A 12,573-nucleotide genomic window follows, 5' to 3' on the forward strand; every position below is an offset into this window, starting at 1 on the left:
TATAAAATTTTATATATCTTAATTTTGCACCTTTATTTTTTAGCAATAATGTAACACATAAACAATGCTTATTTAAAATCCATTTTCATGACTAAAATCTCACTTTTAGGAGCTGTTTTTCTTATCACGTCCGTTGCATTTGGACAAGCTCCAGCAGGTTATTACAATACAGCCACCAGTACAGGCTATACGCTCAAAACACAACTCTACAATATCATTAAAGGGCATACAGATAGGGGTTATAGTGGTCTTTGGACTACATACTCTACTTCTGACAGGGATAATCAGTATGAGAATGACAACACCATTATGGACATTTATTCTGAAAATCCAATAGGTACAGACCCTTATACATTTATTTATGGAACTGAACAATGTGGAACTTACGCCAATGAGGGAGATTGCTATAATAGAGAGCATATCATCCCTCAATCTGTTTTTGCGGAGGTTGCTCCAATGGTTTCTGATGCCCATTTCATCCCTCCTACTGATGGCAAAGTGAATGGAATTCGTTCTAATTATCCACATGGCAAAGTATCTGCATCAAGCTATGTATCTCGTAATGGAAGTAAATTAGGAACAAGTGCTGTTTCAGGTTATACAGGTACTGTTTTTGAACCTATTGATGCCTTCAAAGGTGATATAGCTCGTATGTATTTTTATTTTGCTACCAGATACGAAAATACAGTAGCTGGCTATTCGTATGCCATGTTTAACAGAACCAGTAATCAGGTATTTACACCAGCCTTTTTAAATATGCTTTTGCAGTGGCATGCCAATGACCCTGTAAGTGCAAGAGAAGTAGCTCGTAACAACGCTATTTATGCAAGACAAGGCAATAGAAACCCTTTTATCGATAACCCTAATTATGTGAATTTAATTTGGGGTGGAGGAAGCAGTTCAGATACGACACCTCCTTCTGTTCCCACAAGCTTAACTTCACCAAGTAAAACATCTACTTCTGTGGCTCTTTCTTGGAATGCTTCTACAGATAATGTAGGTGTAACAGGTTATGAAGTATATAGAAGTACAACACTTGTGGCAACCGTAACTACTACCTCTTATAATGTTACTGGGCTTACAGCAAATACTACTTATAGTTTTTCTGTAAAAGCAAAAGATGTTGCTGGAAATGTTTCAGCAAATAGTACAAGTCTTTCTGTTACAACCAATGCAACATCAACTACTACTCGTACAGATTTGTATCTATCTGAATATGTAGAAGGAAGCTCCAATAACAAAGCCTTAGAAATCAAAAATGAAACAGGAACATCTATATCCCTCTCAACATATTCTATCAGAAGACAAACCAATGGTTCAGGTTCTTGGAGTACAGGACTTGCACTTACAGGTACAATTGCTAATGGAGGTAAATTTGTGATTGTCAATAGCTCTATTTCTTCTGCTTGTTATAGCACAGCTTCTGCAAATATTTCTACATCTGCCACTGAAATGGCTTTTAATGGTAATGATGCAGTAGGTTTATTTAAAAATGGTGTTTTAATTGATGTGATTGGCACTTTTAATGGTGGTACAGCTAATTTTGCTGCTGATATTACGCTAAGAAGAAAATCTACGGCTACTGCCCCCAAAGCTACTTATAGTGCTACTGACTGGGATACTTTTGCCAATGATAACTGTTCGGGCTTAGGCAATAGAACAGCAAATAACAATTTAGCGAATCCTCTGAATAATTTTAGTGTATACCCTAACCCTTCTAAAGGATATTTCATGATTGATTTCTTTGGTGTAGAAAAATATAATTTAGAGATATACTCTACTATGGGAAGAAAAGTGCATACACAATTGAATACAGACCAAAAAGAATATGATTTCTCTCATTTACCTAAAGGTATTTATATTCTACGAATTGGTGTAGAAGGACAAGCTATTAGTAAAAAGATTATTATAGAATAGATGAAAAAAGAGTGGTAGTTGTACCACTCTTTTTTTGTAGCTTTTCTGAGTTTACTTAATTTTGAGAAATTAAAAAACATGAAAGTCATCTATCCATTTATTTTCTTTTTTGGTCTCTTTCTATGGAGTTGCAAATCAGACTCTAAAAATGCTCATTCTTCTCAAGCAAAACAAGATGATTTCAATTTTTCTCAGTTTACCATTCAAAAAGGACAATTAGGAAACATCAAGTTAGGCATGACCATCCAAGAAGCTGAAAAACAATTTAGTGCTTTAGATAAAAAAATTGATTCTGCTAACGATTTTGGTCTTGATGGTGGTAGTTCTATTTATTTATATTACCACAAAAAAGAGGCTCTTTTTGGTTTGATACCTAAATTATTGACAGATACGCTGTATTCTATTATAGTTCTAGACCCAAAATTTAAAACCATTGAAGGTTTGCATAAAGGTTCTTCTGTAAATGAAATTTTAAAAGTTTATCCTCACTCCAAAGCACAATTAAACTGGGTAAATGGAAATGAAAATATTGTAGATACAACGAACCATTTGTATTTTGTATTTCAAACACAAAAAGGTAAACAAGTAGGTGATTACTCTCAAAGTTTACAACCTTCTGAACCTAAAAACCTATCTTTACAAACAGATTGGATTGAAATTGCACCCAAAAGATATTGGTAATGATGTATTATCCTATATTTCAACATATTGGCAAATATATTCAACTTGATAGCCAAGAAATCGAGTATTTTTCAGTTCTATTACATCCAAGAAAATTAAAGAAAAAAGAGTTTCTTTTAAAACAAGGCGATATCTGTAAAACTGAAAATTTCATTGTCAAAGGTTGTCTGCGAGTTTATAACATTGATGCAAATGGTTATGAACATGTCATGATGTTTGGGATTGAGAATTGGTGGGTTGGGGATTTATACAGTTTTCTCACACAAACACCTTCTTCTTATTACATAGAAGCTCTTGAAGATACTGATATATTGCAAATCAGTAAGGATGATTTGGATAAACTCTATATCCAAGTACCAAAGTTTGAAAGATTTTTCAGAATTATTTTACAAAATGCTTTCATAGCACAACAAAATAGAATTAATCAGAACCTTTCATTGACAGCAGAGCAGAGATATTTAGAGTTTATCAAAAAATATCCCACACTAGAACAACGTATTTCTCAAAAGCATATTTCTGCCTATTTGGGCATTACTCCTGTATTTTTGAGTATGCTTCGAAGAAAGATAGCTAAAAAGAAATAATCAAAATTCATTAAACTACTTTAATTTTTATCTGCACTATTTTCTACTGTTTTGTAATAACAAAATAATAGAATTTATGAGCATAGTTATTGTTTATCATAGTGGGTATGGACACACTAAAATTGTTGCAGAATATGTCTTAAAAGGAGTTTTAATCGAAACTCCTCAAGCCATTTTACTCACTACATCAGAAGCCCAAAGTAATATTGACTTATTACATCAGGCAGATACTATTGTATTTGGAAGTCCTACTTACATGGGTAGTGTTTCTGCTGAATTTAAAAAATTCATGGAATTTACTGGAAAATTCTGGTACAAACAGCCTTGGAAAAATAAACTTGCAGCAGGGTTTACCAATTCTTCCACACTAAATGGGGATAAACTGAACACTCTTCAGCAAATTTGCCTTTTTGCAGCTCAACATAGTATGCTTTGGGTTTCAATGGGAATACTTCCCAAATTTGAAAATGACAGGCAACTTGAAGAACCCAACGGACTTGGAAGCTATTTGGGACTTATGACTCTTTCTAACAATTCTACTCAAGAAATTATTGCTCCAAAAGGTTTAGAAACAGCAGAATTATTTGGAAAACGCATTGCACAAATCACACACAAATTAAAAAACAATCACAATTTATGAAAGATTTAATATTTAAAAATCATGAAGATTGGGCAGGAGTAATAGCTCGAATAACAATAGGTTTGATTATACTACCTCATGGAGCTCAAAAACTATTGGGAATTTTTGGAGGCTTTGGTTTTGATGCTACCATGTCATTTTTTACAACCACCATGCAATTACCTTGGATAATTGGTTTTTTGGTAATTTTGATAGAATTTTTTGGTTCAATATTTTTAATTATGGGTTTCACAAGCAGAATATGGGCTTTATGTATGATTGTTTTGATGCTTGGAATTATTTTTACATCTCACCTTGACAATGGTTTTTTTATGAATTGGCTGGGTAATCAGAAAGGTGAAGGTTTTGAATATCATTTATTGATTATTGGGCTATCATTGATTGTAACCATTCATGGAAGTGGTAAATATGCAGTAGATAATATGTTTTATCAAAAATAAACAAACAAAAAACCCTCTATTTCAGAGGGTTTTTATTTTAGCAAAATTCTTCAAATACTTGTTGTAAATGGGCTGCTATCATCTGAGCTGAACGTCCTTCGATATGATGGCGTTCTACAAAATGAACCAATTCTCCATTTTTAAATAAAGCAATGGCTGGAGAAGAGGGAGGGTAAGGCAAAGTATATTCTCTTACTTTTGCCACAGCATCTTTTTCCATACCAGCAAATACTGTCGCAAGTGTTGTAGGTTTTTTCTCTGTTCCACTTAAAGCCAATTTAACTCCAGGACGAGCCGTTCCAGCAGCACAGCCACAAACAGAGTTAATCACCATTAGGATAGTTCCTTCTTGTTGAGTATTCATCAAATTTGCAACTTCTTCGGCTGTTTTGAGTTCTTGAAAACCTACATTCACCAAATCTTCACGCATGGGGCGTACCAATTCTTCAGGATACATATTGAGTTATAAATTATGAGTTATAAAATTGATATATTTTTATCTTCTGAACACTACAACAATTTAGAATTGTAAAGGGTTCAAATTTTTAAAATGTCCATTCATTTTGACAAGTTCTTTGGTACGTTCTACCTCTTCTACTATAGGTAATGTTTTTTCTAAATGTTCTATGATAAACTCAAGGCGTTGGATTTCATCCATGATTTCAAGTAATTGATATTCTTGATCTAAAGAAAAACCTATCTTATGAGCCACCTGAAATGACAATGGTTCTCTTGAGTAGTCAAAAGGATGACCTATATTCAATATTTGATAAAGCTTATCTATCATTTCAATCGCTTTTGTACGAGTAAGCCAGTCGCTTTCAAAATCATTGTCTAAAAACTCTATTTCGCCACCTGAATACATTTTTTCAGGGATGGGATTTTGAAAAGAAAGTGCTCTAAAAGCTCTAATTCCTTCTGTTTTTATATCCATTCTACCATCAGGATAGAGATTTGAAAGCTCTAACACTTTCATTTCTGTTCCAATAGGTTTTACTTTGTTGTTGAGGTAGGCAGGTATCCCAAATGTTTTGTTTTCATCTATACACTCTCTAATGAGCTGACGATAACGAGGTTCAAAAATATGTAAATTAAGCTTTTCTGTTGGAAAAGCAACTAAATTCAGAGGAAAAAATGGAAGAAATATAGTCATCACGTTTTTGCTAATATTTTGCTATCTCTATTACAACTCAATCTACAAAACATATCTATGATTAAAAAGTTTAGAATTGAAATAAATTTTGTAACTTTAGACCCTGAATTTTTAGCATAAAAAATGGAAACCTTCAAAATGAATCAAGAGCATTTGACCCCCAAGCAGATAGTTTTAGAATTAGATAAATACATCATTGGACAAAAAGACGCAAAAAAAAATGTAGCCATAGCCTTGCGTAATCGTTGGAGAAGAATGAACGCTCCAGTAGAAATTCAAAACGAAATTATCCCTAATAACATCCTGATGATTGGTTCTACAGGTGTTGGTAAAACTGAAATAGCTCGCCGTTTGGCTAAATTATCGGATGCTCCTTTTGTAAAAGTAGAAGCCTCTAAATTCACGGAAGTGGGTTATGTGGGTAGAGATGTGGAAAGTATGGTAAGAGATTTGATTGAGCAAGCTGTAAATATGGTACGTTTGCAACGTCAAGAAGAAGTAAAACAAAAAGCTGCTGAAATCGTAGAAGATATTATCTTAGATGCCTTGATTCCTGCTGTAAAACAACCTAATACAGATGGAGGTATTGGTTTTGATGTAAAAAATGCTGATGATACTGAACTCAATGAGAAAACTCGTGAACGTTTCAGAGAAAAAATAAAAAATGGAGAATTAGACCATAGAAAAATTGAAATTTCTGTAAGACAAAATGTTTCTAATGTAGGTGTCATGGGTCCAGGGATGGATGAAATGTCCATGATGAATATTCAAGAGATGCTTTCTAATATCATGCCTTCCAAAACCAAAAAACGCAAAGTTACTATTGCAGAAGCCAAAAAAATATTATTGGAAGAGGAAGCTGCCAAACTCATTGATATGGATGAAGTAAAGGAGGAGGCTATCAGAAAAACTGAGAATGCAGGTATTATTTTTATTGATGAAATTGATAAAATTGCCTCTTCTGGCTCAAAATCTGGTCCTGATGTAAGTCGTGAGGGTGTACAAAGAGATTTACTTCCTATTGTTGAGGGTAGTTCTGTCAATACCAAATATGGAATTGTAAAAACAGACCACATTTTATTTATTGCAGCAGGAGCATTTCATGTATCTAAACCTTCAGATTTAATTCCTGAATTGCAAGGACGTTTCCCTATTCGAGTAGAGTTACAACCCCTTACCAAAGATGATTTTTTCCATATCTTGAAAGAGCCTAAGAATGCTCTTACCAAACAATATGAAGCTCTTTTGAAATCCGAAGGTGTAGAACTTACCTTCAATGAAGATGCTTTAGAAAAACTAGCTGAAATTGCTTTTTATGTAAACTCAGAAGTAGAAAATATTGGTGCAAGAAGACTCCAAACTGTAATGAGTACTCTTTTGAACGATTTTCTGTTCGATATACCTGATAGCATTGGAGCAAACGCCAAAATCCTCATTACCAAAGAGATGGTAGAAGAAAAACTTGGTGTTTTGGTGAAAAACAGAGATTTGAGTCATTATATTTTGTAAATTCACAATCTTTATCTCTGTAAATTTCTCATTTAAGTATGTTTTTTGCTATGATTCATGCTGTTGGACTTGAGTTTGTTTATTTAATCAATCTGTTTATTTTGAGAAGATTTTGGTTAAAAAAAGTTTAAAAAATCGTATTTTGGATCTTATACTTATTTTCAAAGATAATATCCAGAATATATTCATTGGAACGCTTTTAGTTGGTATTTTGCTTGGAGGGGCTTATTATATTATGTTATCTCCTCAAAGTATTTATTCAGCTAATATTGATGACTTTCCTTATGAAAAAAAAGCTGTTGTACAAAAGATTACAACTACTGAGCGAATTCGATATACTAGAATGGGGAATCAGGTGGAAACAACCAGTTGGAATGTATATTGAAAAGATGACCATGAATATTTAGATAGTAGCATTATTTATAAAACTCATATAAGTCTTAGAGAGATTATTTTTTTAAGAAATCTTAAACCAAAAGACACTTTAAAAGTCAAATATAAATCAGGTAGAGAAAATTTAGTTATTTTAAAATCAGAACATTATAACAGTATATATACACACAAATGACACTCATTAAATCTATTTCAGGCATTAGAGGAACTATTGGAGGGAAAGTTTCTGAAAATCTTACTCCTATTGATATTGTAAAATATGCAGCTGCTTTTGGAGAATGGCTCAAAAGCAAATCCAACACTCAAGAAAATCTGAAAATTGTAATAGGCAGAGATGCTCGCCTTTCAGGACAAATGCTCTCTCAATTGGTTTGTGCTACCTTACAGAGTTTAGGCTTTGATGTAGTGGATTTAGGTTTGGCTACAACTCCCACAGTAGAGATAGCCGTTCCACTTGAAAATGCTCTTGGAGGAATTATTTTGACAGCTAGCCACAACCCTATCCAGTGGAATGCTCTAAAGCTACTCAACGAAAAAGGTGAATTTATTTCAGGAAAAGATGGTGAAGAACTTTTACAGATAGCAGAAAAAGAAGATTTTAACTTTGTTGATGTAAAAAAACTTGGTAAATACATCCAAAATGATGATTACCTGAAAAAACATATCGAAATGATTTTGGCTCTACCACTTGTAGATGTGGAAGCCATCAAATCTAAAAATTTTAAAATAGCAGTAGATGCAGTTAATTCTGTAGGTGGTGTGGCTGTTCCTGCTCTTTTGAGGGCTTTGGGCGTCAGCCAAATCACAGAATTTAATTGTGAGCCTACTGGTAATTTTGCTCATAATCCAGAACCATTACCCGAAAATTTAATCCAGTTTTGTAAAGACGTTGGAAAAGGACACTTCGATTTAGGTATTGTTGTTGACCCAGATGTAGACAGATTGGCTTTGATTTGTGAAAATGGAGAGCCTTTTGGAGAAGAATATACGCTTGTAGCTGTTGCTGATTATGTTTTAAAAACACAAAAAGGAAACACCGTATCAAATCTTTCTTCTACACAAGCCCTTAAAGTAGTAACAGAAAAACATGGACAAAGCTATTTTTCTTCAGCAGTAGGCGAAGTGAATGTGGTAGCCACCATGAAAATCTCAAAATCTGTGATTGGTGGTGAAGGTAATGGAGGTATTATTTACCCTGATTTACATTATGGACGTGATGCTTTGGTTGGAATAGCTTTATTTTTATCACATTTGGCTCAATCTGGGAAGTCCGCAAGCCTTTTACGCTCTACATATCCAAATTTTTATATATCTAAAAATAAAATTGAACTCTCTCAAGGAATCAATGTAGATGATATACTTGAAAAAATGCAACGTAAATATTCTAAATTCAATACTAATATTATTGATGGTCTGAAAGTTACTTTTGATAATGCATGGGTACATTTACGTAAAAGCAATACAGAGCCTATCATTCGTATTTATGCTGAAGCAGATAGTATAAGTACTGCTGATAATTTGGCAGAAAAAGTAATGGCAGATATTAGAGAATTTAGTAAATAATAACAGAAACCTTATAGGTTTTTAGGTGTTTTTTTTATGATTGTATATACTGATTAACAATTATTTACAATAATAAACCTATCAGGTTTTAATATAAATGAAAAAGTATATTTTTTTCTTTTTGTTCTTTAGCTTCTCTCTTGCTCTTTGGGCTCAAGAGGCAAATATTCCCTTGGGTGCATGGCGAACACACCTACCCTACCGAAATGTGCTTTCTGTAGCATTTGCAGAAAATAAAGTCTATGCTGTTGCAGAATCGGGTATTTTTGTTTTTGATAAATCGGATAATGCAACCAAAATTTTAGGTAAATCTGATGGACTTTCTGAAGCTCAAGCCTCTCAAATTGCTTATTCCACTGAAAGTCAAAAACTTATTATTTCTTATGCCAATGGCAATATTGATTTGCTTTACAACAATACCATCAAGAATATTGCTACTATCAAAAATGCAACGAGTATCACTGGTGATAAACGTACCAATCATATTTTTATCCGAAATAACTTAGCTTATTTATCTACGAATTTTGGTGTTGTCGTCTTAGATTTAGCAAAAGAAGAAATCAAAGAAACTTGGAAAAACTTAGGAGCAGGTGGTATAAGTCTTTCTGTATCAGCTTGTACAGCAGTCAATAATGTTTTTTATTTAGCTACTCCACAAGGTGTACTTTTTGCCAATCAAAATTTGAATCTTCAAGATTTTAACAATTGGCAAAAATTCGGGTTGCCCAGTGGTTTGCCACAAGTAGCTGTTCAGCAAGTTGTTAATTTTCAAAATATTGTGTATGCATCACTCAATGGACAAGGCATTTATAAACTTATTGGTACCAACTGGACAAAAATAAATAGTATCATAGATTTAAACTTTACCTCTTTACAAACCATTGTAAATGAGCTTTATATTTGCTCAGGCAATAAAGTTTTCATTTTAAATACTTCTGACCAAACAAATATTCTTCAAAACACTTCCATCAAGAAACCAAATGCTATTTTAAAAGAAAATAGCAATACATGGGTTGCTGATGGAGAAACTGGCTTGATTTCAGATTTTGAGGGTTCTTATAAAAGTTATAGTCCTAATGGTATATTTAGTAACCGAAACTGGAAAACATTTTATTTTGATGACAAAATAGTAGCTCTTTCTGGGGGATATGCTACAAACTATACAAACTTGTCGAAAACAGATGGTTTTGATATTTTTGAAAATGGCTTTTGGAAAACTTTTAATACCTCAGGGTTTGTAGATGTACAACCAGCTCCTTTCGCATTCGATTTAACTTCAGCTACTTACAATGCTTCTAAAAAGCTTTTAACACTTGGTTCGTTTGGCAACGGAATGATGCAACAAGATGCTCAAGGCAATTTTAATACAATAGACGAAACCACCCAACAAACACCCTTTTTTGGAGGTTCGGACATTAAAATTTCTGATGTACTTGCTGATAATAGAGGTAATTTATGGGTTGCTCAGTATGGTGTCACCAACTCTCTGCATCAACAACGTTCTGATGGCTCTTGGCTTTCGTTTAGTTTTAATACTGCTACTCGTTTTCCTCTCCAAATACTCATTGACAACAACCGATACAAGTGGGTACGCCTTGCCCCTACTTCGTTTGCTGGTGGTGTTTGGGTGATAGATACAGAAGGAGGACAAAACAAACACCTTACACCCAGCAATAGCAAACTCACAAATGGTAATATTTTATCTATGGCAATGGATAAAGATGGTATAATTTGGTTGGGTTCAGAAAGTGGAATCATGACTGTTTTCAACTCTTTTGATGTTTTCAAAGCTAATTTTGAAGTAACCTTCCCTATTTTTGACAGAAGGCAACTTTTAGAAAATATTGCTGTTACAAGCATTGCCATTGATGGAGCGAATAGAAAGTGGTTTGGGACTCGTAATAATGGTATTTTTGTTTTTGATGAAGATATTACCAAACTTGTTGCTCAATATACAACAGAAAACTCTCCTCTTATTTCCAACGAAATCAGGAATTTAACTATACATCCCAAAACTGGTGAAGTATTTATTACAACTAATCAAGGTATTTCCTCTTTTAGAGAAGGTGTTAGTGTTGCTTCTGAAAATTTTGGAAATGTAAAAGTATTTCCCAATCCTGTACGCCCTAATTTTGAAGGTTTGGTGGGCATTGAGGGTCTTGCTGAAAATGCTGAGGTAAAAATCACGGATATTTCAGGTAAACTTATTTATCAAACCATTGCCAAAGGAGGAACAGCCACATGGAATGTTCGAGATTACAATGGAAGAAGGGCTGCATCAGGCATTTATCTTGTATTTTCAGGCAATGCACAAGGCGAACAACTGCAAGTTGCTAAAATAGCTGTTCTATAGATGATACTTTTTAGCACATATATCTCCAATTTATGAGGCTTTCTCACAAACTTTTTCATACAAAAGATATTTTTTTTATTAGTTTTGCGTTCTGTTAAAGAATTTTCAATTATATAGACATCATGAAATTTCAGTTTCCGTTTTTTAAGAAAAAAGAATCTACTACTACAAAACCTAAATCTAAATTACGAGAATGGGTAGATGCCATTGTATTTGCAGTAGTCGTAGCCACCTTTCTTCGTTGGTTACTTTTAGAAGCCTATACCATTCCCACATCATCTATGGAAGGCTCTTTACTCACAGGTGATTTTTTATTTGTAAGTAAACTACATTATGGAGCAAGAACACCCAAAACTCCTCTTCAGATGCCTCTTACACATCAAAAAATATGGTTTACAAATTTGCCTTCTTATTTAACTTGGATACAACTGCCTCAATACCGTTTGCCTCATTTTTCGGAAGTGAAAAGCGGAGATGCTGTGGTATTTAACTATCCTGGATTAGAACCAAAAATACATCGCTATCCAACAGATTTAAGAACCAATTATATCAAACGTTGTGTTGGGGCTGCTGGCGATTCGTTAGAAGTAAGAGATACCAAAGTTTTTCTAAATGGGAAACAGTTCCAAAATCACGAAAAGGTTCAGCATAGATATTATGTATATGTAAAAGAAGAAATTCCTATTGAAACTTTCCAAGAGATGAATCTATTCAGTGCTGATGATGAAAAAGTAGAAGCCAATGAGCATGATATTGAAAGTTTTGATAGCGACAAAAAACGATATGTAGCTTATATCAATGAGAAAACGGTGGAAATTTTCAAGAAAATGCCACAAGTAACAAAAGTTGAATTAGAAATTGAACCTAAAAACCAGATAGAGCAAAACTCAGGATATTTGGTTGTAAATGAAGATGATATCGCAGATTATGTAGCTGGCAATCCTGTTTTCCCTAATCATCCTAAATTTACTTGGAATAGAGATAATTTTGGTCCCGTATGGATTCCTAAAAAAGGTGCAAAAATTTCTATCAATGAAAATACACTTATTTTGTATGGTTTCACCATCAAAGAATTTGAGGGTTATGACAGAAAAGATGTCAAAATAGAGAAAAATCAGTTAATCATTGAAGGCAAAGCTGTTACAGAATATACTTTCAAGCAAGATTATTATTTTATGATGGGAGATAACAGACACAGGTCTTCAGATTCAAGGTATTGGGGTTTTGTCCCTGCTGACCATGTAGTTGGGAAAGCATTATTCATCTGGATGTCATGGGAAGGAAGAGCTAAATGGTACAAAAAAATCAGATGGGGAAGATTATTCAATGGTATTAATTAA

At 33.6% G+C, this 12,573-nt stretch carries 12 protein-coding genes; 10 read left to right on the top strand and 2 right to left on the bottom strand.

Annotated features, from left to right (window positions below; translation table 11 throughout):
- The first annotated feature begins 87 nt into the window (after positions 1-87).
- From AD998_16190 to AD998_16210, 5 genes are all read left to right on the top strand, one after another.
- The gene (locus AD998_16190; GenBank protein KOY87470.1) at positions 88-1,917 is read left to right on the top strand and encodes an endonuclease I; all 1,830 of its coding nucleotides are present in this window, start codon (positions 88-90) and stop codon (positions 1,915-1,917) included.
- Positions 1,918-1,935: 18 nt separating this feature from the next.
- Positions 1,936-2,598: a hypothetical protein gene (locus AD998_16195; protein KOY87471.1), complete on the top strand. Its 663-nt coding sequence runs from the start codon at positions 1,936-1,938 to the stop codon at positions 2,596-2,598.
- Positions 2,598-3,182 carry a hypothetical protein gene (locus AD998_16200; GenBank protein KOY87472.1) on the top strand — a complete coding sequence of 195 codons (585 nt, stop codon included), beginning with the start codon at positions 2,598-2,600 and terminating at the stop codon, positions 3,180-3,182. The genes AD998_16195 and AD998_16200 overlap by 1 nt, the downstream gene beginning before the upstream one ends.
- A 76-nt stretch (positions 3,183-3,258) precedes the next feature.
- Positions 3,259-3,822 carry a hypothetical protein gene (locus AD998_16205; GenBank protein KOY87473.1) on the top strand — a complete coding sequence of 188 codons (564 nt, stop codon included), beginning with the start codon at positions 3,259-3,261 and terminating at the stop codon, positions 3,820-3,822.
- Positions 3,819-4,262: a hypothetical protein gene (locus tag AD998_16210; protein KOY87474.1), complete on the top strand. Its 444-nt coding sequence runs from the start codon at positions 3,819-3,821 to the stop codon at positions 4,260-4,262. The genes AD998_16205 and AD998_16210 overlap by 4 nt, the downstream gene beginning before the upstream one ends.
- A 37-nt stretch (positions 4,263-4,299) precedes the next feature.
- Here the strand turns inward: AD998_16210 and AD998_16215 are convergent, their stop codons facing one another.
- Both AD998_16215 and AD998_16220 read right to left on the bottom strand, forming a co-directional pair.
- Entirely contained in the window at positions 4,300-4,719 is a 420-nt protein-coding gene (locus AD998_16215; GenBank protein ID KOY87475.1) for a hypothetical protein, read from the bottom strand.
- A gap of 63 nt (positions 4,720-4,782) precedes the next feature.
- Positions 4,783-5,415, bottom strand: a complete 633-nt coding sequence (locus AD998_16220; protein ID KOY87476.1) for a peptidase — start codon at positions 5,413-5,415, stop codon at positions 4,783-4,785.
- Between the two features lie 138 nt (positions 5,416-5,553).
- On the opposite strand from AD998_16220, the gene AD998_16225 reads away from it, so the two are divergent.
- The 5 genes from AD998_16225 (at position 5,554) to AD998_16245 (ending at position 12,573) form a co-directional block, all read left to right on the top strand.
- A complete protein-coding gene (locus AD998_16225) occupies positions 5,554-6,924 on the top strand; it encodes an ATP-dependent protease (GenBank protein ID KOY88256.1) in 1,371 nt (456 codons plus the stop codon).
- Positions 6,925-7,036: 112 nt separating this feature from the next.
- A complete protein-coding gene (locus AD998_16230; GenBank protein ID KOY87477.1) occupies positions 7,037-7,309 on the top strand; it encodes a hypothetical protein in 273 nt (90 codons plus the stop codon).
- A gap of 179 nt (positions 7,310-7,488) precedes the next feature.
- Positions 7,489-8,880 carry a phosphoglucosamine mutase gene (locus AD998_16235; protein KOY87478.1) on the top strand — a complete coding sequence of 464 codons (1,392 nt, stop codon included), beginning with the start codon at positions 7,489-7,491 and terminating at the stop codon, positions 8,878-8,880.
- Between the two features lie 97 nt (positions 8,881-8,977).
- Complete coding sequence (locus AD998_16240) at positions 8,978-11,233, top strand: hypothetical protein (protein ID KOY87479.1); 2,256 nt, start codon at positions 8,978-8,980, stop codon at positions 11,231-11,233.
- 122 nt (positions 11,234-11,355) lie between these two features.
- Complete coding sequence (locus AD998_16245; GenBank protein ID KOY87480.1) at positions 11,356-12,573, top strand: hypothetical protein; 1,218 nt, start codon at positions 11,356-11,358, stop codon at positions 12,571-12,573.

It is taken from the genome of bacterium 336/3 (assembly GCA_001281695.1).
In the GTDB taxonomy this organism is placed as follows: Bacteria; Bacteroidota; Bacteroidia; order Cytophagales; family Thermonemataceae; genus Raineya.